Raw genomic sequence first — 23732 nt, 5'->3', positions numbered from 1 at the left:
CTGTAATCGAGTAAAAGGGGGATTGGCGTGAAAGAAAGTAGTTACGATCTTATTATACGCAATGGGCAGATTGTTACCGAAGATGGAATATTTCAAGGGGACATTGCCGTGTGCGAGCAAAAAATCGTTCAAATTGGATCTATACCGTCAGGGAGAAAAGCCAAGCTAGAGATTGATGCTTTCGGTCTGCACGTCTTGCCCGGTTTGATCGATACCCATGTTCACTTTAATGAACCCGGTCGGACGGACTGGGAAGGTTTCTACACAGGCTCCCGAAGTTTGGCTGCGGGGGGAGTCACAACTTTCTTTGATATGCCTCTTAATAGCAGTCCCCGACTACATCGACATACGGCTTTCAAGTCAAAAAAGAAGCGGCCATACAAAAATCGATTCTTGATTTTGGCCTTTGGGGAGGACTTGTTCCAGGAAATCTGGATTCCCTGGAACATCTTAAAGATTTAGGTGTTATTGGATTCAAAGGTTTTATGTCCGATAGCGGCATCGATGAGTTCCCTCACGTAGACGATTGTACTTTATTTAAAGGAATGCAAAAAATTGCAAGGCTGGGTTCCATCCTGGCCCTCCATGCCGAAAGTGATGTCATTACGAAACAACTCGCAGATTGGTATAAATCACAAGGGAATCGGACTGCACGGGATTATGTGGCTTCCCGTCCCGTTATATCAGAAATCGAAGCTGTAGGCAGGGCAGCGGCATATGCGGAAATTACGGGATGCAAGTTGCATATCGTACACGCAAGCAGTGGTAAGGTCATCAAGTATATAAGCGAAGCAAAACAAAGGGGGGTTGATATAACTGTTGAAACTTGCCCCCATTATCTGTCTTTTACCATTGAGGATCTGGAACGGCTTGGCGGAATGGCGAAATGTGCACCGCCTCTGCGGGAACGGGAGGATGTAGAATCGCTGTGGGAAGCTTTAAAATCCGGTGAAATTGATATCATCGGTTCAGATCATTCTCCTTCTCCTCCAGCAATGAAAGTTGCTTCGGATAACGGTGATTTCTTCAGTTTGTGGGGCGGAATATCGGGCGCACAGACAACCTTGAATGTTATGCTTGAGGAGGGGTATTGGCGGCGTGGAATTCCCTTGGAAGTCATTGTACGAGTAACAGCGACCAATCCGGCAAAACGGTTTGGTCTGTATCCACGGAAAGGTACTATTGCCGTTGGGAGTGACGCTGACCTGACATTGGTCGATTTGCAATCTTCTTTTGTCCTGAAGGAAACAGATCTTTTATATCGGCATCAACAAAGTCCGTATATAGGGAAAAGTTTCCGGGGGATAGTAACGCATACAATTCTTCGCGGAAGGGTTGTTTTTCAAAGAGGTGAAATAATTGACAGCAACATTTCTGGGCAAATAGTATAAATTATAGCCTGTTTCTTCTTCTAAGAAAATGGTATGAGTATTTCAGCTAAAGAGTAGAATGATAAGAAAATGAATGGATAATATTTGAAGAAATATAAAAATTCAGAATAAAAGTGACATTCTGCATCGGTTAGGGCTAAGCTATACGAAACCGACCTATACACTAGCCAATGCCGATGAAGAGAAACAAAAAGAATTCGTCGAAATCACCTTCCCTGAAGTAAAAAAAACTGGTAGATGGGAACATCGCCCATGTCCTCTTTCAAGATGAGTCGATGATTCGTGATTACCAAGCGATTCAAAAAACATGGTTTGTCAAAGGAAAACAACGAATCATTCCGACGTTTGGAAAAGTGGAATATTTGTCGTTTGTTAGAGTGCAGAAAGCGAAAAGTTTACTTAGATTTTCCAGTCTGCCGATTGAAGTCATAGCTCATAATACGGGATTTTCTAATCCTGGCTACTTTGCGACTACTTTCAAAAAAATTGTGGGAAAAACGCCAAGTGAATATCGGGAGCAATTCTATTTTCAGGAAAAGGGGGTAAAGTCGTGATTGCTATAAAAAAAGAATTGGAACGTTGTAAAAAGGAAGGGCTTTCAGGAGTACTTGGAACGATTATTTCGACAGAAGGATCTACTTATCAAAAAGCAGGAGCAAAATGTTTTATTTCAGAAGACCGGAAGCTTACTGGGCTTTTAAGTGGCGGATGCGTGGAATCAGATATTATTGAACACGCCATGAAAGTTCTAGAGACTGGAAAACCGACCATCATCCATTATGATTTTTACGGAGACGATGACATCGTTTGGGGTCTTGGGGTTGGTTGCAACGGAAAAATGAATATTTTTTTACAGCCGTATCTTCCTGCCAAACAACCTGAAAAGGCAGCTATTATTGATCGGTACTTTTCGGACTCTCTTCAAAAAACGTTACACACTGTCACGATTGTGAAAGCGAAAGACGAATCGCTGCAAGGGAAAATGTGGGTCATTGATAGTGCTTTCGATAATAGCGACATACCTATCTCTGTTCGGGAGATTGCCGTCGATTATATGATGAGAAAAAAGGATTTGAAAAATGAAATGGTTTATTTAGGTGGCGAGCAAGATTTGTACGTGTATTATGAATCAATAAGTCCACCGCCTCATCTTATCGTTTTCGGCGCGGGTCCTGATGCCATTCCACTTGTCAAGATGGCGAAAAATTTGAAGTGGCTAGTTACTGTGCTTGATTATCGCTCATCTTATTGCAATGAGGAAAATTTTCCAGAAGCCGATTTCATTCATGTCTATCCTGCTGGTAGCGTACCAAACGTTTCCCTTCATGAAAACTCATATGTTGTCATTATGACACACAACTTCTTGCATGATAGGGAAATTTTAGAATCTATTTTAAATTCAAATGCGGCCTACATCGGACTATTAGGACCGAGAAAAAGAACGGATAGATTGATTGCGACAAGCAACACCCTCCTATCCAATGAAAATGTCTATCGCATCCATAGTCCGATTGGACTGGATATCGGAGCGAAAACGCCAGAAGAAATCGCACTCAGTATTTTGGCTGAAATCATGATGGTATATAGAGGAGGAACTGGAAGAAAACTGTCGCAACTGGCATCTATGGCGCATTCTGTATGAAGGAGGTGCCAGTCTATTAAGATGAGAAAGAACATATGGGGAATTATCTTAGCTTCAGGTTTTTCAAAGCGCATGGGAAAACCAAAGCTGCTTCTTCCGTACAAAGGTAAACCTATTATCCGGCATGTGATTGATGAAAGTATGGAGTCGCGTTTAAGCGGTGTGGTTGTCGTAGTCAATCCCGAGGTTGCCGAGCTTAGAAATGAAGTTTCTAGGTCGTGCGTGAGCAAACTCGTTTTGAATGAACAGGCGGGACAAGGAATGTCAACATCGTTAAAAGCAGGGTTGATGAATCTGCCTTTAACGGCTGATGCTGCTGTTGTGTTGCTTGGTGATCAGCCGCTTGTCTCATCAGATGATATAGATGCGGTAATTGAATGTTATGAATCGAATGGCGGCCCCTCATTGTCCAAGCAAGCTATCAATCGAAAAGAGGGCATCCTGTTCTGTTTGATTGCTCGATGTTTCCACATCTTTTCAATGTAACAGGCGATGAAGGCGCGAGATCTGTTTTAAAAATGTTCTCGAATAAGATCTGTTTTGCTAGAATCGATAAACCATTCCCAAGTGATATTGATACACCGGAAGACTATGAGCAGCTTCTTAGGAAGGAGCATTCCCGTTAGGAGCTTTTCCGGGGACTTGATCAAAAAAAGCCCTCTTGGTATGATGCAGGGGTGTCAACCACATCACTCACCATACCAAGGAGGACTTCAGATGAATTGTACACAAAACTATAAAATTGATCAAGTCACCGAACAAACGCTTGTCAGACAAGAATGCATTGGATCAAATGCTTCCTTGGTCAACCACACTCCCTGTTACATGTATTGCTTTTAATCAGCTAACTAAATAATACCTTAAGCTCCGGCCTTCAAAAAAGGTGGGGGCTATTTGACGTTTACATTTATAAAACAAAAAACTGAGCAACCATGAAGCTGCCCAGCTTTTGTTTTCAGATTTTACTTCGATTCACGTCTTGGCAAATATTTGGTTGTAAAAATTTCTTTTGCATCAAACGTCTTTTCTAATAAACCTAGATCATACAACTGTTTAATAAGTGTTGCCCAGCGTTCTTCAGTCATATACCCGACTCCATGCTCTGCTGCATCCCCTCCATATACAAAATCTTTTTGTGCTTCCGCTTCAAATTTCAAAGATTCTAACTCCATATCAGTGTTGTTTTTCTGAATCACTTTATTGATCTCTTCGTAAGAATCTTTATATAAATACCATCCTTCAACAAAAGCCTCTACAAAAGCTTTTACAGTTTCTTCATTTTTTTCTAAATAGTCTTTTGTAACATATAAGACTATGTTATACGGATTATACCCTGCATCAGATATTAACTTCGTTTCGACCTCTACTCCATCTTTTTTTAAGAAGAACGGCTCTGATGTAACAAAGGCTTGGCTTACGGAATTGACATCGCTAATAAAATTCGAATGTTGGCCAGTATAAGCCAATTCTTGTACATTATTTAAATTGTATTTTGATTTTAAAAAATCCCAATACGTAATACCAGGTTGAATATACACTTTTCTTCCATTTAATTCATCAAAATCATTGATTCCTTTCCCTTTATGGAACATTAATGCTTGCGGGCTTCCTTGCATGGCAGCAGCTACGGCGACTAATTCAATTCCTTGATTTCTAGCAATAACCATTTGGTCAGCATGTGCAAGTCCAAAGTCAGCACTTCCAGATGCAACCATTTGAATAGAGGATACTTGCGGCCCGCCCGGTTCAATCGTGACTTTTAAACCTTTTTTTTCAAATAATCCATTTTCTTGTGCTGCATACAAACCGCCATGCTGCGCTTTAGGGAACCAGTTTAATACAATTTTTACATCTTTTAAGTTTTTTTGTTCTTCATTTGAATTGCTATTTCCCTCGCTTGTCGAACTGTTCGACTCTTGCCCACTGCAGGCGGCAAGGATAAACATGAATATAATCCCAATTAATAAAAAATTTGCTTTGCGCAATGCCTTCATTTTATTTTCCCCCTCGTATAGCACTTTGTTTTTTACTACCAAAATTGTAGTTTTGAAAATATTAAACTGCTCCCAACTTTATCCCTTAATTCAGCAAGCCATTGGCTATTAATTGCTCTGATTTTAAACTTAATTCCACTCATGCCAGTAATAAGCAATATTATGTTAAATTTATATAAATCTCTTTTTAAACGCGCATTGCGTAGATTTTATTTGTCTCCCTTCATCGCTGATTCGTGCCATGATCTAAGCATGAAATGAGAAAACAAACTTATGAGAAGGTAAAAGACAATCCCAAAAATAGCAGCGGCAATTCCACAAGCAAATAAATATGGTGTTTTTAATTGAACAGCTGCGACCGTAATACCATAACCTAAACCACCTTTCCCTCCGCCAATCCCTGCTATATATTCACCCGTAATAGCACCAACGATAGATAGTGTGCTAGATATTTTTAACCCGGTCATCATGTAAGGCATAGCAGCTGGTATTCGAAGCTTCCACATTCTTTGCCATTTTGACGCATTATATAAAGTAAATAATTCGCTCATGTTTTTGTCGACTGAATTCAATCCCATTAAAGTATTTGAAATGATGGGAAAAAATCCGATTAAAAATGAAATCATCACAATCGAGTTGAAGCCTGAACCGAACCAGATAACAACGATCGGTGCAACGGCCACAACTGGTATCGTTTGTAAAATAACCGCATATGGGTAAATGCTTATTTCTAAAATTCTGGAACTAGCTAATAAAACCGCGACGCCAATCCCAATGATGGCACTTATTAAAAATCCAATCACAGATTCAGCTACCGTTATTTTTATGGCTGGCCATAATAAATCCCAATCTTCAATCGCCGCTTGAATAACATCTGTCGGTTTTGGAAGTATAAATGGCTTCACACCAACCATAATCGGAACAAACTGCCATAAAGAAAGAAAAACAACAAGCGCAACAATCGGACCAATGAACTTCCATTTTGACTTGTTCCGTACTTTAAGTCTGCCAGTATTATTGGGTTGAGTGACAATTTCCTTCGTTTGAGTAGTTGCTGTTTGTACAGACATTTATCCCAACTCCCTTCGAGTTGTACTATCCTCAAGACTTCGCGCGGCAATATTGACATACTCTGTAAACCTTTCATCTGTTCGCTCCCTTGGATAAGGAAGGTCGACATCGATAATAGAGGATAATCTGCCAGGCCGCGCTGACAACACTGCAATTCTAGTAGAAAGATATACAGCTTCATATACATTATGGGTCACGAACAAAATCGTCATATTCTCCCTTTTCCATATTTCGAGCAGTTCCGTCTGCAAAGTCTGTCTTGTAATCTCATCTAATGCAGCAAACGGTTCATCCATTAAAAGCATTTTAGGTTTTGCAGCTAACGCCCGAGCAATAGACACTCTCATCTTCATTCCGCCGGATAACTGCCTAGGATAAGATTTTAAATGATCTTTTAACCCCACCATCTCTAATACTTTGATCGCATCCTCTTTACGTCTTTTTTTATCAGCCCCCTTAATTCTAACGGTAATAATACGTTTTCGAGCACTGTTCTCCATGGAAGTAAATTAGCATCTTGGAAAACGAACGCAATATCATTTGTATTTTTTATAATTTCTTTAGGGTTTTGCCCAAACACTTTTACCTTGCCCTCAGTAGCTTCGCCTAATCCTGCTACCATTCTTAATGCCGTTGATTTCCCGCAGCCTGATGGACCGAGAAAACTTATAAATTCCCCTTCTTTTATCGAAAAATGAAATTGGCTTAAAGCGACAGTGCCAGTATTGTAAATCTTACTAACATGTTGAAATGAGACAACTTCGTTTTGAATTGCGTCCACCGCTATCACTCCTCATAATTATTTTGTTAGAATAGCTGAGTTTGTTAATCTCGATTTTCTATAATTGACTTTTGTATGCTTTGCAGCCGTTTCCAGCATTTTTTCGGCAGCTTTTTGCGCCCGAATGGCAAATTGTTCTTCATCGATATTCACGAGACGCCCTTCATCTACAACAATCTTCCCGCCAACGATGGTCATATCAACTTGCGGTGTGCCCGCAAGAATCGGAAGCGCCGTATCATTAAAGAGAGCACCGGCAAACTCTAATCGATTCGTATCGATCAAAAACATATCTGCAGCCTTGCCGACTTCTAAGGAACCAATGGCATCTTCCCAACCAAGCACTTTAGACGAACCTCTCGTTGCAATCGATAAACAATCTTCAGCGCTCAGCGCTGTTGTTCCATGCTGAAGATTATGGAGCAAGTTCATGATTTTTAAATCAAGTAATAGATTAGATGAATCATTGGAAGATGAACCATCGACACCAAATCCCACTTTTACTCCTGCATGTAACATGTCCATAATTCGCATCGTTCCGGATGCCATTTTCATATTGCTGCTCGGACAATGAGCAACTCCGCAGCCGCAAACACCCAGCTTTGCAATTTCCTTGTCATTAAACCAAATTCCATGCGCATACCACACGTCACCGCCAACCCAACCTGTTTCTTCCATTAATTCTAACGGACGCATGCCAAGCTTTTCTCTGCAAAAGTCCTCTTCATCGATCGTTTCCGCCAAATGGGTATGCATCCGAACACCATAACTGCGGGCTAAATTTGCTGATTCACGAAGCAAGTCTTTACTAACTGAAAATGGCGAACATGGTGCAACACCTACCCGCAACATTGAAAATTTACTAGGGTCATGATAGGTTTCAATAACCCTCATGGAATCTCGAAGAATAACATCTTCGCTTTGAACGACTTCATCTGGCGGCAATCCCCCTTTTGATCTACCTAAACTCATAGAACCTCTAGTTGGGTAAAAACGAATTCCAATCTCACGAGCTGCCCGTATTTCTTCATCGATTAATTCCCCACTTACTCCATTTGGAAACACGTAAAAATGGTCAGCGGTTGTTGTACAGCCACTTTTAAGCAATTCGCCTAATCCGACCATAGCACTTAAATACACATCTTCTGGCTTTAAATGGCGCCAAATATCGTACAAAGTGATTAACCAATCAAACAACTCAACATTCTGCACCCAAGGGATATTTCGAGTGAAAGTCTGATATAAGTGATGATGTGTATTGATTAACCCCGGATAAACAATTTTTCCACGTGCATCAATAACAGTGTCCGCTGTCTCAAAAGGCAAATCATATCCGATCGCTTTAATTTCTTGTCCAACAACATACATGCTGCCGCCTGGGTATTCCGTTCGCTTTTCGTCCATCGTAATGATGTTTTTGGCATTTTTTATTAATAATGTCCTCATTTGTTCAACCCCTTATACCAATCTCAATTTTATGTTAATTTTTATAACATTACATGTAATATATTCTTATTATATACGCTTTTTAATAGTTTAACATTAGAGGATATTTACAATTTTGAATATTATTTTGTGCATTTTAACTAAATTTCTTTTGAATGATGTTATTTATAACAATTATATGTAATATATTTTAACAAATAATACAATCACCTTATGAAAAGGATTCAATTAAAAAACTGGCTCTTCACCACAAGTTGTACTTGATCATTGAAGATCGGTGTGCATAGAGAAAATAGAGGGTACAAAAAATGCGAATTTTCCTGTATGGTAAAGGTGTCCAAACCAAACCATTGGAGGAAAATTCGCATGTACGCTCAGTTTATCAAAGAACTCATCGATTTACCAGATGTTTTGATTCAAAAGGTGCGAAAAGAAGAAGAACGTTGGATTTTCGAACTTTCTCTTCCCGAACAATGCCCGTTATGTCCTGTTTGCTTGAAACGCACGATCAACATGACAGGAAAAAAGAAGCAATGGATGCATGGGTATGCTCAACGAATCGGGATTTTTTGGATTGAACTTCCTGTCGAGCGCAGACGCTGTGGTACCTGTGACATGACATTCAGCACGTCTTATCCCGGAATTTCCCCTCGAAGTGCAGCGACGGATGCGTTTCAGCAATGGGTGGCGCAATCTTGCATCGGAACATCCATTCAGGCGGTGGCTCGTATGCTCAAGCTTCCGTACACGACCGTTGAACGCTGGTTTTATACCCATGCCCCTTCCTTCCTATCGAATGACATCCAACCAAAGGCAGTTTGTGTCGATGAGTTTGCGTTTCGAAAAGGGCATGATTACGGAGTGGCAGTCATGGATGCCGAAACGGGAGAAGTGTATGCCGTTGAAGCAGGAAAGAACGAGGAAGCCATTGGACGTGTGTTGGCTCCTGTGTCTGGTTCTGTTCAGTATGTCGTGAGCGATTTGGCTCCAGCGATGAAAAAAGCCATTCAAGGGGTGTGTCTGGAAGCGAAGCATGTGGTCGATTATTTTCATGTGATTCAATTGTTTACGGAAGCGTTGGATCGATGCCGCCAATCCTTCGGAAAAGGGAACAAGAAACACGGGCATGTTCGGTATGTTTGCCGCTGATTGACCCAGTGTCCCGAGAAACTCACCGAGGAGGAGCGCCAAACGGTGCGGAAGTGGCAGAAAGAGAGCGATTCCTTGCAGGCTGTCTATCAATCCCTTCAACATTTTCGTTATGTATCCAAAAGCCAAAGCGAGCGACAAGCGAAACGTCGTTTGAACGCCTGGGTTCATCGGTATTTGTTTTGTCCTTGTTCTGCTGTTCGCGCCATCGCAAAATCACTCGTCAAACGAACAGACGAAATCATATCGTGCATTTTATCCCCTTATTCAAATGGGAAAATGGAGGGAACAAATAACAAGATCAAGCTGATGAAACGTCGGGGATACGGATACAGAAATATCCAGCGTTTTGCATTGCGGGTTCGGCTAGAAACAGCTAACATACTTTCATGACAGGTGCAAGTACAACTTTTGGTGATGAACCTTTTTACCAATTATTTAGGTTTTAATTCCTATACTGGTTCCTATATAGCCAGTAAATCGTTGACACTTCCAAATTCCTTACATTAAAATTATTCCAAGAGTATATAAGGAAAGAACGATTTTGTCATCTGTTAATTCTTGTTCATAATAAATTCTGTTTATTTAGAGGTGGAACAAAAAGTGACCGGAAATCCATTTGTGATGTATTTAGATAAGTTCAACGTACTTTCCCCTAACCACTCTAAAATCTACGATGAGTATAATCGGGATGCTGAGTCGGAAGGATCATTTGAATTTACTATTGCAACGAAAATTGAGAAACATTTAAAAGACATTTTTTTACGGAGTCCTCACAGCGTCATTTTAACAGGAAACGCTGGTGACGGGAAGACTAGATTATGCCGTTTAATCCATGACCAATTCTCCAACAACCCTTTGATGAGCTGGCCGGAGAACGGAATTATAACTGTCCAGTATGAAAAAGGAACCATCAAGATTGTCAAGGATTTATCAGAGTTAAAAGAGGAAGTTGTATACGACATTCTATCGGAATTGCAGTGTTATGTTTGTAATCGGCATAAAGAGAGTGTGTTTTTTTTGATTGCGGCGAACGAGGGGAAGCTCTCAAAGGTACTGATGCGGTATAATGAATTAAGTGTTTTGCGTCAACATATTATGGAACGATTTGATTCGCATGAAAACAATAATGATCAGCTAAGTGTTATTAACTTGTTAGATGTCACCTCCTCTGTTTATGTTGAAAGAGTATTAAATGAATGGAACAAAGAAGAATATTGGAAATCCTGTGAAGAGTGTGAAAAGAAAACACAGTGCATTATTTATTTAAATCATCGGCGCACATCCAGGCCTGCTATACAGCAAAAAATAGTGGATCAGTACCGTCTGCTTGATTACTTAGAAGCGCATATCACCTTAAGAGAAATGCTAATACATGTAAGCTATTTAATTACTGGAGGATATATCTGTAAAGATATTCTAGAAGCAGATCACACTCAGATCTGTGATCAATCTAAAAAGGTTTATTATCAGAACTTTTACGGCGTAGGAATTGGTGAGGAAGCTTTTTCTGAAATGAAAGCATTAAGGATATTTCGTTCCTTAGATCCAGGTTTGTACTCTTATTCTCAAGTCGATGATTTTATTATACATGGAGATATTAATGGAGATGAAGAAATAGAGAGATTATACGATCGAGTATTTGATAACGATTTAGATATGGAATTTGATTATTTTAGAAAAAAAATTAGATTTTATAGAGAGTACGGGCAAAACATTGATCAATCCTTTTTTGAGCATTGGATGCCCAGATTAAGAAGGAAAGTATACTTTGAGCTCGAAGACAGGAAATATCTTAATACTTTGAAACTCCTTCCGTTTGAATACTTGGAGCAATATATTAGTTTATTTAATAACAATAACGCTCAAAACAGCATTCGAAAAGAATTAATAAATGGATTAAATCGTGCATTTTCCCGTAGACTTATACAGAAATTCAAATCGAAAGGTTCTTTCTATCTGAAGGTTTCTAATGAGACACTGATGATTTATGGGTCGTTTGATCGAAGAAGAATAGAGTTGTTGCAGGAGGATGAGAGGAGCGATCTAGATCATTTACCTTCTAAGTTTTTCCTTGTTGTTGATGGAGAGGTAAAACTAAAAATTAATCTATCGGTTTTTGAGTATTTGATGAGATTAAGTTCGGGAGGTACACATAACATCCTTAGTCAAGAAGTGGAAATCCTATTAAATACATTTAGAAACGAGTTAATCAGAATTAGCAAACCAGATATGGATGTATTAGAAATATATCGTTTGGACAGGGACAGCGGTGTTTATGTCGAACATGAGCTAGATGAGTGAATATAAAACAGTTTCGGATGAAGGGAAGGACAAGCAATGGCGGCAGGAACGGAAGGATTTGCAGCCCAGTTGGCATCAGAAATATGGGGACATCGATTCATGGATGGTCAGCGAGGCCCTGAGTACGTTCTTGAGTTTCTAAACGTCCTAGTAGGGGCTGACTATACATTGAACGCTGACAAATATAAGAGAAGAAGAGCAGAGGGATTCAGAAAATTTGTTTTTGAAGGCGATAAAGAGGGAAGTAAAAATGATATCGTTCAGTTAGATCAAGAGGAGCGCCAACTATTATACAAGGAAGTTGGCGGAGAAGATAAAGCGATGGTCATTAGGGAGTTTTTTAGAAATTTAGAAATTCCTTTATACGATGGGCGAGGAAATTTAGCGGACCGCTCTTGGTATGCAAAAACTTTGTATCCTCTTCACGAGTCTTTGTTGTTTTTTGAATTAAGAAAAAGGGGAAAAGAAAAGTTTGCCAGCTATGAAAGAAACTTTTTTGCACGTGGTGGAGAATTGTATTATCTTATGTTATCTTACGGGACAGAAAAACAACCAGAGTTAAGGAAAGAAATTGAAGTTAGAATGGAAGAACTGTTGCGGCGCAATAAGGCGATCGAAAAGATAGTTAGTAAAATCACTAGTATTTTAGATAATGATACAGAGGAAAGGGAATCCGACTATAGTCCCTTGAGGCTGATAGAGAACGTTAATCGTGAATATCCAAAGTTGCCTATAACAGAGCATCATCTTTTTGACCGATTTGCCCAAGAGTATTATCAACTTATCCATCTCAATCTTGATATTTTTGAGATGTTCCACTTGTTGATTAGTCTAATTGGTTTTCAGTTAGTTCAGTACATGTATGAACGAACTAAAAAAGATGATCACAGTCGCCCGATTATGTTTTTTGACTGTTTAGATGGGCAAGTGAACCAAATTTTAAAATTATCAGCACAGTCCTTCCAAGAGAATGAGACGATGGTGAGGGAAAAGTTCGAACATGAACTCAAGAGACTCTTAACAGAAAAGATAAATGCCATTCATGGGGCAACTGAAAAACTTGAGCAATGGCGGAAGGATCCGGAAGAGCTATTTGAGGCTTTGGGGTTGAAACGAGTGAGAGCCGGAAAACAGCGAATTATTAAGGCTTTAAGCAAGACAAAATCATTTGAGGAGTTTATAAGGGAAATCTCGATAATCGTGCAAGAAACAGTGTCGTCGCAACTAAAAAAACATTATCTTTCTATTATTCGCGGAATTGTAAGGGACAGTGGGATGGGCGGATTCCGTACGGGAACCAACTACCGCTATTTTATGACCGATAAATTTTTAGAGATGTTAGTTTTAGTAAATGTTTCTCCTCAACAATCAATAGAATTTACTGAATTCCTTCACCAAATCTATAATAAATACGGTTTTGTTATAGGTGAGGAACAAGCAAAGATAAGCGGCCTATATGATAAATCAAAGTTGAATGTAAATTATTTTCAGAAAAACGAGCAATCTTTGCGTGAAAAACTGAAAAGCAACGGCTTACTTATTGAATATTCGGACGCAACGGCGATGATTAGAAACCCTTACAATTCTTTGTAGGAAAAAGGTGGGATTATGATAACAAGTGAGCAATTTTTAGCTAAATGGGTTAACGTCACAGTTTTAGAGCATTTTAAAAAGCAGAAAGACAGTGCAAAGAAAATATTCATTAAACTCAGCGGTTTTTCAAATAATGATGTGCATTTTGTTTTAGGTGAATTTAGTAATAACATAGATGTATTTAAGAAGTACTATGAACCCATCATACGTACAACTACTACTGTTTCTGGATTTGAGGAGTATGGGTTCCGTGGTCATGAAACGAGTACATGGCTGAGAAATAATATTAAGGACAACCAAGCGCTAGTATTAATTATTAATGAGATGACTCCGGAAGCTCAAAGCTTGGAGAATTTATTCACTGTTGACGAATCGTATTTGTTATCTACAAAAGGACTTGATATACTTTACGAATTATTAGTTCAAGAATTTCGATTTGCCTCGGATGAAATCGAGGAGTTAAAAACATTTTTCACGATGCTTCAGGAAGTAACTGAACCCCAGTTACGAACGCTATTACAATTTATTGTGTTAATTATAAATGAAAACATGTTAACAATAACGCACAAAATCCAAAAGCATTTGCCTTCATTGGGGTTTTTTAGGGATTCTAAGCTGAAAATGGGGGATCGCTATACAAAACGTTTAAAAAACAACTACATGTTGGCTAACTTGCAAAAGGGAGCCTCATTGCTTGACGGGGAAAAACTTCTCGAGAAGCTAGATTCATTTTTAGAACATGAAGAAAAGCAAAACTGGATCAGCGAGCTATGGGACGAAGTTGAGCCTGATGCTTTTCGGCAAGAAGCGATACAGTTTATCCAAACAGGCAACAAGATATTCCTTAAGTATGAATTTGAAATTATTGAGCAGGTTTTTAATTTCAAAGTGAATTCGAGTTTAGCCGAGAAGGTAAGCGAGGCCATCAATCTGCATAATAAATCAGAACAAGAGAAAAAAGAAATTGAGTTGGGAATTGAATCGATTCGCAAGGAAGAGGATCCTGATGATATTCAAGAGTTTTTAGATAAATACGGAAAAGAGATCTCTTCACCGACAATAGTTAAGCGGATCAATCGGTTAATTGAAAAGTTGCGTCACCCCGCTGAATATGATGATATTTACAGGGCGCTTTTGTACGAATCGTTTTTATTAATCGACGAGTATTATTCAAATGAAGATGCACAGCAATCAATTATAAAGGATGCGCACTTCCGCCTAAAAGTTGTCACGTCTAAGACAACAGAAAAAGATTTAGAACTATTAAACATGTATTTCAGGGGCTTTCTAATATTATCCCCATTATAGATTTCGATGAGAAAAGTATTCCAGTAGAATGCGATGAAACGGCAAAAAATGATGGAATTATTTTTGAATTGGAATTGGTTAAGGATAACAATGTGTTAGGAAAAAATAAATTTAAACTTCTTAGTTTCTCAAGTAATATTGCTTACTCTTTGATTGATGAAATAGACCAAGGAATATTACCGTACGTAAAAAATTATTCCCAGTACGCAGTAGATAAGATAGATGTAAAAGAACTAGTAGGCGATAATATAAGATATTATCTAGCCGCTAAAACTGAGGGGATGGAGTCACACTTCGAAAAATGGAATGTCTTTATTAGCGAATACGATTTGCTATTGAAAAAAGTTCTAAAAAATGGATTGTGTAGTGTAAATCCTGACACGCTAGATGCGATGTTAGAGGAATTGCTATCTGGTATATATTCCTCTGTTAATATTACAAAATCTATTTATAAAGCGTTGCATTATATCGGATCGATCGATACTTTCAATTCTATACAGGAAAAAGCAATAGCTGCGCCTATTGAAAGAGTTGTTACAATATTTAATCCGATTCGGCTGTTGAGCTATTTGCGCCGTTTAGAATCAATCAATCACTGTCTTGAAGAATGGCTTGAAAGAGCGGAAGATGGTAACTTTGAAATTTATCGAGTAGATGATTATCTCATCTTTATTATAGATAAATATTCCCACCTTGCCCCTCGCTATATGCTTAATGAGGATGAAGAGACCTATTTAATAGAGGACTATGAAAGATTTGGGAACGGATACTTTGTTATAAATACACATGCAGCAAATTTTAGTGCGCACTTATCTAGAGAGTTACCTGCTGAGTTAGTCAGTGTGGTAAAGAATTATCTAGAGGTATATCCCTACGCTAAAGATGGGCTTGACTTGTTATTTTTACATTGCCAAAGTACCGATATTGTTATTCGATCGATTGATGAGTTAATGAAACGTGTGCCAAGTTTATCGAAGTTGAAGTTAACAATTCATAGTAATCAACCTGCTCAGTTGCATAAAGAACTGAATAACTGGATTGAATTAAAAGAAGAGTACAAAAGTCCTTCTTTTAATATGATGTTTCCTAAAGTGGAGATAAACGTGATCAGTGAAGCAGATATTAGTGAGATTGCTGATGAAATCGATGAACAGATGAATGATACCGATTTGGTAGTATTGATGGATTACTTTGGACAAAATGGACAGGTGAGATATAACTTTAATAAGGTTAATCCGTTACCTAGCAACGACTGGTTCAGCGAGCCTTATAAAGAACCGTTGTCCATTAGAGAGGCGTTAAAGCGTATTCCTTATGTAAGTGAAAGTTTACCAAAAACACTTCAACATTTTTATCAAATGCAGTATATTGTTCATAGCAAGTCCATGCCTAGCGAAGATGAGCTTTACTTACTAAATGTGACCATTTCTCCTACTCATTTTAGTGGTACGTTGATTGACTTTATACATGAACACTTTAACTGGGTTATGATCATGGATCGTTTCATAGATAAATCTTTGTTACAAAAAATCTCTTCCAAGGCACAAATTATTCAATATAAGTCGAAAGCAGGGAAAAACAAAAACTTTAAACTCATTTTGTCTTCATCTAAATATATAAGAAGGTTAAGTCATCAAACCCAGGATTATGCCTATTACGATCGATTACATCGCAAGCTGGCGGACATTTTGAAAAATGATAGGATTCGGCGAGAAACTGTTATCGAAGCAGTGGACAAAGTAAAGGATATCTCGGGAGCATTAGTTCTAAAAGTAATTGGCCCAGGAAAGTATGCACATGAGATGTTGGCTACCTACCTGACGACGAAGCGAAGAGACCGAATCGATCACAGGGAGAATTCGTTAACCGTCTGGTCACTATGTGATGAGCTCCCATGGTTTGCTAGCAATAAGAGAAGACCTGACCTTGTTCGCTCCATTATTTATAAGCAGGATGGGCAGTTAATGATTGATTTTGAATTAATAGAGCTCAAATTTGTAAGTCATCATATTTTGGACAAAGAAACATTAGATGCTATCCAACAAATCGATGTTGGACTGAAAGAGTACAAACATCGTTTTTCGTTCGATGATAATCATGCCGATGCAGAATATTGGAAAAGTGAATTAGTATACTACTTAGTGGAAAAACAAGCCTATTTACCGTTTGAAGTGGAACTTTTAAAAGATCTGCAAAATACCCGTGCACAAGACATAAAAGTGAATTTTTCAGCTTCTGTAGATGTATACTGCTATACATCTAATTTAACTGATCAGGAGCTTAAAGAAATCGAAAAAGGAGTTTATGTCGATACAATAGGCGATAATTACTGTAATTATATTTACGGACGTCACTATATACTTGAGCAACTAGGGGCTGATGAGCACCAGGTTCCTTCTTATGACGAACTTTTTAAGAAGGATGAAGAGTTCATTGAACCTACTCCTATGACTCCAAATATGGATGAGGTAACAAGTGGAGATAACAAGGAAGTAGATAGGGAGAACAGGGGAAAGAACCAGAAACTAGTGGTGAAGAAGATTATAAACGGAATGATAATGAGTTGGGTGATTACCCGGAACTTGTAGCACTAAAGGAACTTCAGCTCAATTATCAAAATGTTAAACAAGACTATACGGACAGATTGCACGAACTAGAAAAAAAGTTAGTGCGTAATTTTCTAAAAAACGGTCTGGATATCAAAATCAAAAAGAGTATAGTTGGGTCAAGTGTAATTAGGTTTTATTTAGATATTCCGGGAGACATTCTTGCCAAAAAGGTCACTTCCCGCTCTCAGGATATTCAAATATGGTTAGGATTAAACAATGAGCCGACCTTTGCAATTGATAAAAATGGAATGTATATGGATATTATAAGGGACGATCCTGAAACGATTTATTTTGAAAAATTTATGAAGCTAGTTAGAGAACAGCTTGGTGAGAAGATTACACGAATGGGGTTAATTGCACCGTTAGGCCTTGATCCATTAAATAAGGTGGTAAGTATAGATTTAGCTAATCCCGTGTCACCGCATTTACTCGTCGGGGGAACGACCGGAAGTGGCAAAAGTGTGACGCTAAATTCCATTATTCTTAGCATTATGTGTCTATACGATAGTAAGGATGTCCAATTTGTTTTTATCGATCCGAAACAAGTGGAGTTTAATTTCTACGAAGGCAAGACACATACTCGGAGAGTAATCACTCAGATCGAGGAAGCTGTACAGGCCTTAGAAGAGCTAGTTGAGGAAATGGAACAACGGTATGCAACCATGAATAAAGAGTATGTAAGCAATCTCGAAGAATTTTTGAGTTTGACCGGAAAAAGCATTCCTAGAATTGTTGTTGTGTTTGATGAGTTTGCTGATTTTATGAGTCAGGATAAAGAGACCGCAAAACGGGTTGAAACGGCTATACAAAGGCTAGGTCAAAAAGCACGGGCGGCCGGGATACATTTGATCATTTGTACTCAATATCCGAAAGCTGAAATTGTGAACACAAAAATACGCGCCAACTTGCCGGGGAGATTGGCATTAAAAGCAGCGGACGGTGTAGCTTCTCACGTAATTATTGACCAAGAAGGTGCAGAGAAGCTAGCAGGTAAAGGAGATTTTTTGGCAAAGGTTGGTTCAGATGGGGTTATTCGTGGCAAAAGTCCGTTTCTTACACCTGAAGTTAAAAGAGCTCTGCTAAAATACTTTGAGAAAAAAGTATATAGCATCTAGGCACTATCTTGTGTCTAGATGCCTCTTTTTCGATTTTCAGCGCTACTGGATAAATTGCTCCATCAATATAGGAGGTGAGTCGAGATGGCATATGGTCAACATCAAAGTTTTTATTTGCGGGATCGATGGTTAAGTAAAGGTCTTCGCCATTTAATGGGAGATAAACGTTTCTTTTATAATAAGGATTCATTCGAAAAAGTCGGGTTAGGAAAGAATATGTTGCAGTCATTGCGTTTCTGGGTTATCGCCACTCGCTTAGTTGAGGAAAAAGTGGACAAAGATCAAAAAAGGGTGCATTACATCACTCCTTTAGGGGAAGTAATTTATAAGTTTGACCGGTTTGTGCGATTTAACGAAACAGCGGCTATTCTGCACTATGAAATGACAAAAGAGAAAGAACCGGCGACTGCATGGTATTGGTTTTTTAATATATTTCCTCAACAGGTTGTTTCAAAAGATGAATTACTTCAGTTTTTTGTCTACTGGGTCAATGAGCAAGAAACACGAGAAGTATCCATAAAGTCGCTAAAGCGGGATATAGAGTGCCTATTAAAACTTTACACGGCAGGACAATCGACATTTGACCCTGAGGAGGTTATACATAGTCCTATACAAAAGATAGGATTGATTGAAGAACATAACAACATTATTTATAAAAAAATTCCTGATATAAAGGATATAGGGATTACTGCCTTAATGTATTCGTTACTCGACTATAAAGCAAAAAAGGGAATCGATACTGTTTCAGTAGATGAAATTGTAAACGAAAAAGGGCTATGGGGAAAAGTTTTCAATATGGATCGCTCTAGCGTTGTGAATGCGTTAGAGTTGCTTGTTAATCGACCGCTATATCACATTTCATTTACCCGGACAAATAATTTGGACACTGTCAAACTTCCGGATGTTTCGCCAATTGAATATTTACAATTTGAATATGCCAGAAAGGTTGAGAGTTTAGTATGACTTTTAAGTCAAGTATCAACATTAGATTCGACTTAGGAAAACGAGAATATTTCGAGAGATATATGCCTACTCCATCACATGCTGAGGTATTAAGAGGGGTGTTAAGGGGAATCAACTACCAAGAATCTAGAGCCCATATTGTAGTAGGTCCATACGGGACTGGCAAGTCGCTTTTAGGAACAATTATTGCAGGAATTGTTTCTAAAATGGTAGACCCAGCTACATTCGATATTTTAAGAAAGAAATTTAGCCAGGTGGATGATGAGATTTATATCGAATTGGGTAATATGTCTGATCATCCGTATCGCTACCTGCCTGTGATCTTAAATGGGTATGAAGGAAATTTTCGTCAGGCCATTCTGTCATCCATTATGAGGGTCTTAAAACAAAACAACCTTCCCATTGTTGCTCCGGGAGTTATTAGTCGCATTCTAGGAACCATTAGTACGTGGGAGAAGGAGTATAAACAAACGTATAAAAAGTTTGTACAAATGCTTAGCAGCGAGAATAAAGATTTAGAGCTTTGGCGGATAGAGATATTAAATTATAATGAAAAAGAAATCAAATGGTTCCAAGATATTTATCCAACATTGACTTCTGGGGCAGAGCTTATATTTGACTTTGAGGAAGAATTTGTTTTTCAAGTCCAATATATTTTAAATGAACTAAGCAAACAACATATCGGCCTTTTCATTGTGCATGATGAATTTGGGCGTTTTTTGCAAAATGTCCCTGTCAACCAAATTTATCAGACAATGCAGGACATTCAAGATCTTGCTGAGCTAGCGGATCATGGAAGCGATAATTTTCATATTATGTACATTACCCATAAAAATCTACGTCATTATTTCTCGAAATATAGTGAAGAATATCATAATGAATTCCAACGTATTGAAAAACGTTACAATATATATCATATCGAGAATGATGGAGCAACTTATATTCGACTTATTCAAAATGCTATTAATGAACTATACGGCCAAGGAAATATAAGTGAGTTTAGAAAAAGTACCTATATTAACTACTTGCGAAAATTCCCTCTTTTTTCTGAGTTTAATCAAGTTGAAATTGAGCGACTTGTAATTCAAGGGGCATATCCAATGCACCCTGTAGCGTTGTCTTTATTACCCAAAGTATCTAGTTTGTTTGGCCAAAATGAAAGAACGTTATTTACTTTTTTAGAAAGCCGTCAAATCGGTGGATTGATGTATTTTATTAAAAAAAGAGAAGAGGAAGTATATACAGCAGCACATCTGTTTGATTATTTTTTTCCAAATATAGAGGAGTTGGAATTAGAAGAGGGGTCGAGGAACTAGGAATATACCAAAAAATATTAAAAAAGATCCCGAATCTTGATAATCGGCATTTAGCAGTACTGAAATTTATAACATTATGGAATATAACGGGGTTTCAAGCTACCTATCCTTTAACTTCGGATTTAATTGCATTTGCGATGGACTATCATGATGATGAGACAGAAACTGTTTTAAATGAACTGGCAAGAAATAAGGCTATCAGATACAACAGCATCTTAGGATATTGGGAGCTGTTTGAAGGAAGCGGATTAGATGTTGAAGAAGTAATTGGAGAAAAAATAAAGGGATTTTATCTCAAAAAAGATAAAAAGCTACAGATTCTTGAGGAACATCTTGAAAAGAAATTTTATTTGGCAAATGAATATAATGATACAAAGAGTATGACGCGGTTTGCTTCGGTACGTTTGCTATTCAGTTCCGATATTTTAACCGAGGGGTTACCAGCGGTTTCGGTGAGTAATCGAGCAGATGCAATAGTTTACTTGGTTTTGCTAGATGACAAGAATGATAGAGATAAAGTGATTGAAAAACTGCAAACGCATAGAGATATAGACCGTTTATATTGTGTTCCGAATTTTAGTTATAAATCATTAGAAAACCATGTTGAAGTTTTTGAACTGATTAGCAATATTCTTTTAAAAGATAAAGAATTGCTCAAAACGGATCCGAATCTAAAAAAAGAATTAGTTTTAAAAAAGGAAGAAACAGCATTTGCTATTCGCAAGTTTTTATCCCGGTATATTGATTTTAATGAGGAGTTAGTATGGATTATAGCTGGTGAGATACGCCATATACCAAATGAATTCGTTCTAGAAAAAATATTGTCAGATGCCATGATGGAGCTTTATCCATTGACCCCGGAAGTAAGAAATGACTCCTATAATAGGAGAAGTATCAACCGTGTTCAATGGAAAGCGGGATGTAGCGTTATTGATCATATATTAGAATACTGGCACTCGCCACAGTTCAATATCAAGGGGAACGGGCCAGACTATTTGCTTTATGCCACCGTTTTCAAGAATAATGATTTAGATCTTGAAAAATTAAATAAAATTCCGAATCAAAATTTTAGAATAATGAGAGATAAATTGGTACAATTACTAAGTGATGAGCCTATAGGTTCTTTGCAATCGTTTAAGGATATCTTTAGCAAGCCGCCCTTCGGAGTAAGGGAACCGCTTATTCCTATTTATTTTGTTAGTCTGCTGAGGGATAAATGGGACTACTTGTCGTTTTATCGAAATAATATGTACGTTCCTGAGATTAACGGAGAAAAGCTTTTTAGTATGTTTGACGAAGCTGAACAGTATCAGTACATTTATTATGAATTTGGCAAGGAATATGAAAACTTATTTTCGCAAATCGAGAAACTTTTTATGTCAAATGCAATAGAGAGTTCACTGCCGAGACATCTAAGAGCAGCGAATCTTATTTTAAAATGGTTGCGCTCTTTACCTAGATTCACTCAGATCAGCAGAAAGATGGATGAACAACTTCTTTATCTAAAAACGATAATAAGAAAAGTGGAGGTCAATCCAAACCAAGCATTAGAAGAACTTGTAAATGTGTACGGAGATAATCTAGGGTTGCTAGAAATCCATGTGAACAAATTAGAAAAACATTGTGAGACGCAAAAAGAAAAATTTAAGAAAAATGTACTTCATATGTTGAGCGTTAATACAGATGAAGAGCTATTTGATTGGGCGAACAGGCAAAATGCTGTCCATAAAAAACAAAATCGTTTAATCATTTCTATATTAGAATCGACAAACTGGTTTGATGTATTAGTGGATCGTTTGGTTGGTGTCTCTTTTGAGGACTGGTCCGATAATACAGCTGATATGTTTCTAGTGCAAGTGCGAAATGAGATTGATCAAATCTACGATGTATCTTATTCCAAGGATAGTGTTTTATTATCAATTGACGGCCGTCAAAAAGCAGTCACTAAGACTGAACTGTCTCCAAAATCCAAAACTCTGTACCAAAATATTCACCGTATCATTACCAGTGGAGGGAGAACCGTTCCGCGTGAAGAAATTGAATATTTAATTTACAAACTTGTTGAGGAATTTATTAAGTAGAGAAGGTGATTACATTGAATAGAAAGCCCGTCCACGTGGCCATGTTTAGTGGCGGTGCAGCGAGTGCTTATGTGGCGTATCGTATGGTGCAAGCATATGGAAAAGAGAATTGTATTCTTTTCTTCACCAATACCCTTTGGGAAGATGAAGACAATTATCGATTTATGGAGGAAGTGGCCGAGTATATAGGGATTGAAATTACAGAGAGAATCGACGGGCGTACTCCAGAGGAAGTATTTTATGATTACCGGTTTTTAGGTAATGCGAGACTAGCTAAATGTTCTGAGGAACTTAAGGTAAGACAAACAGTGATGTTTATTGAAGAGTTGCGTGATGAGCAAAATTTGGAGCCGATTTTATATTTTGGGATTGGCCCGCATGAGAAGCATCGGGCAGACAATTTGCGAGAGTTTTACAAGCATGTCCCTCTTGAACCGGTAGAAACTCGATTTCCTATGATCGAAACATTTACATCTGATCTTGACGTGAAGTCGATTATTGAAAATGAATGGGGAATCCGCCTTCCCCGGATGTACAAACTGGGCTTTGCACATGCGAACTGTGGGGGGCGTTGCGTTCGTGGTGGCTTTTATCATTATGCTCAACTATACAAAATTTGGCCTGAACGTTACAAAGAGCAAGAAGAGATGGAAGAAAGATTTAGAGCGTATTTCCAAAAAGATGTATCCATTTTAAAAAAGGATGGAAAACCCTTTACGTTGCGTCAATATAGAGATCAATTAGAGAGAGAGGGAGTCGACCGGTTTTTAAAAACGCAGGATGATACAATTCCATGTGTATGTTCATATTCATAAACGAATAATCCGATGTGTGTGAGATGAGAGGATTCCATTTGGTATAGGAGCTATAGTTCCCTTTTCTTCCTTGTGGCAAAACTCTTGTTTGCCTTGAATGGAGGGGAACATGGTTTTTTCACTACTCTGTGTTTTGTTTTATACTTGCAGGTTT

The 23732-nt window shown here is 38.2% G+C and carries 16 protein-coding genes and 3 pseudogenes; 15 read left to right on the top strand and 4 right to left on the bottom strand.

Annotated elements, in window-relative coordinates; translation table 11 throughout:
• The first annotated feature begins 27 nt into the window (after window positions 1-27).
• The 5 genes and pseudogenes from A0V43_RS20915 to A0V43_RS08360 all read left to right on the top strand — a co-directional run bounded on the left by A0V43_RS20915 (window position 28) and on the right by A0V43_RS08360 (window position 3519).
• Window positions 28-462, top strand: a complete 435-nt coding sequence (locus A0V43_RS20915) for an amidohydrolase family protein (RefSeq protein WP_335339940.1) — start codon at window positions 28-30, stop codon at window positions 460-462.
• Entirely contained in the window at window positions 378-1391 is a 1014-nt protein-coding gene (gene allB, locus A0V43_RS08375; RefSeq protein WP_335339945.1) for an allantoinase AllB, read from the top strand. The genes A0V43_RS20915 and allB overlap by 85 nt, the downstream gene beginning before the upstream one ends.
• Window positions 1392-1491: 100 nt before the next feature.
• A pseudogene (locus tag A0V43_RS20430) lies at window positions 1492-1945 on the top strand (helix-turn-helix domain-containing protein); the annotation flags it as partial.
• Window positions 1942-3033, top strand: a complete 1092-nt coding sequence (locus A0V43_RS08365) for an XdhC family protein (RefSeq protein WP_047818543.1) — start codon at window positions 1942-1944, stop codon at window positions 3031-3033. The pseudogene A0V43_RS20430 and the gene A0V43_RS08365, both read left to right, overlap by 4 nt.
• 21 nt (window positions 3034-3054) lie before the next feature.
• Entirely contained in the window at window positions 3055-3519 is a 465-nt protein-coding gene (locus tag A0V43_RS08360; RefSeq protein ID WP_236930997.1) for a nucleotidyltransferase family protein, read from the top strand.
• A 476-nt stretch (window positions 3520-3995) separates the two neighbouring features.
• On the opposite strand, the gene A0V43_RS08355 is transcribed toward A0V43_RS08360, so the two are convergent.
• From A0V43_RS08355 to A0V43_RS08340, 4 genes and pseudogenes are all read right to left on the bottom strand, one after another.
• Window positions 3996-5027, bottom strand: a complete 1032-nt coding sequence (locus tag A0V43_RS08355) for an ABC transporter substrate-binding protein (protein WP_015375177.1) — start codon at window positions 5025-5027, stop codon at window positions 3996-3998.
• A gap of 209 nt (window positions 5028-5236) precedes the next feature.
• The gene (locus A0V43_RS08350) at window positions 5237-6097 is read right to left on the bottom strand and encodes an ABC transporter permease (RefSeq protein ID WP_015375176.1); all 861 of its coding nucleotides are present in this window, start codon (window positions 6095-6097) and stop codon (window positions 5237-5239) included.
• A pseudogene (locus tag A0V43_RS08345) lies at window positions 6098-6879 on the bottom strand (ABC transporter ATP-binding protein).
• 18 nt (window positions 6880-6897) lie between these two features.
• On the bottom strand, window positions 6898-8325 hold the full coding sequence (locus tag A0V43_RS08340; protein WP_015375174.1) for an 8-oxoguanine deaminase: 1428 nt from the start codon (window positions 8323-8325) through the stop codon (window positions 6898-6900).
• A gap of 366 nt (window positions 8326-8691) precedes the next feature.
• On the opposite strand from A0V43_RS08340, the pseudogene A0V43_RS08335 reads away from it, so the two are divergent.
• From A0V43_RS08335 to A0V43_RS08290, 10 genes and pseudogenes are all read left to right on the top strand, one after another.
• A pseudogene (locus A0V43_RS08335) lies at window positions 8692-9867 on the top strand (ISL3 family transposase).
• 210 nt (window positions 9868-10077) lie between these two features.
• Window positions 10078-11778, top strand: coding sequence for a hypothetical protein (locus A0V43_RS08330; RefSeq protein ID WP_236930996.1), 1701 nt, complete (start codon window positions 10078-10080; stop codon window positions 11776-11778).
• A 36-nt stretch (window positions 11779-11814) separates the two neighbouring features.
• Window positions 11815-13371 (top strand): hypothetical protein, encoded by a 1557-nt coding sequence (locus tag A0V43_RS08325; protein WP_063192882.1) that lies wholly within the window; start codon window positions 11815-11817, stop codon window positions 13369-13371.
• Window positions 13372-13386: 15 nt separating this feature from the next.
• On the top strand, window positions 13387-14679 hold the full coding sequence (locus tag A0V43_RS08320; protein ID WP_063192881.1) for a hypothetical protein: 1293 nt from the start codon (window positions 13387-13389) through the stop codon (window positions 14677-14679).
• A 68-nt stretch (window positions 14680-14747) separates the two neighbouring features.
• A complete protein-coding gene (locus A0V43_RS08315) occupies window positions 14748-17267 on the top strand; it encodes a hypothetical protein (RefSeq protein WP_063192880.1) in 2520 nt (839 codons plus the stop codon).
• Complete coding sequence (locus A0V43_RS08310; RefSeq protein ID WP_063192879.1) at window positions 17243-18403, top strand: FtsK/SpoIIIE domain-containing protein; 1161 nt, start codon at window positions 17243-17245, stop codon at window positions 18401-18403. The genes A0V43_RS08315 and A0V43_RS08310 overlap by 25 nt, the downstream gene beginning before the upstream one ends.
• A gap of 84 nt (window positions 18404-18487) precedes the next feature.
• Window positions 18488-19366, top strand: a complete 879-nt coding sequence (locus A0V43_RS08305; RefSeq protein ID WP_063192878.1) for a DUF4007 family protein — start codon at window positions 18488-18490, stop codon at window positions 19364-19366.
• Window positions 19363-20682, top strand: coding sequence for a hypothetical protein (locus A0V43_RS20425; RefSeq protein ID WP_063192877.1), 1320 nt, complete (start codon window positions 19363-19365; stop codon window positions 20680-20682). Before A0V43_RS08305 ends, A0V43_RS20425 begins: the two co-directional genes overlap by 4 nt.
• Window positions 20683-20819: 137 nt before the next feature.
• On the top strand, window positions 20820-22763 hold the full coding sequence (locus A0V43_RS20420; protein ID WP_063192876.1) for a hypothetical protein: 1944 nt from the start codon (window positions 20820-20822) through the stop codon (window positions 22761-22763).
• A 41-nt stretch (window positions 22764-22804) separates the two neighbouring features.
• Window positions 22805-23578, top strand: a complete 774-nt coding sequence (locus A0V43_RS08290) for a hypothetical protein (protein ID WP_063193840.1) — start codon at window positions 22805-22807, stop codon at window positions 23576-23578.
• Window positions 23579-23732: the final 154 nt, after the last annotated feature.

It is taken from the genome of Geobacillus sp. JS12, from assembly GCF_001592395.1.
Classification (GTDB): domain Bacteria; phylum Bacillota; class Bacilli; order Bacillales; family Anoxybacillaceae; genus Geobacillus; species Geobacillus zalihae.
This window is presented reverse-complemented; position numbering and strand designations above follow the sequence as displayed.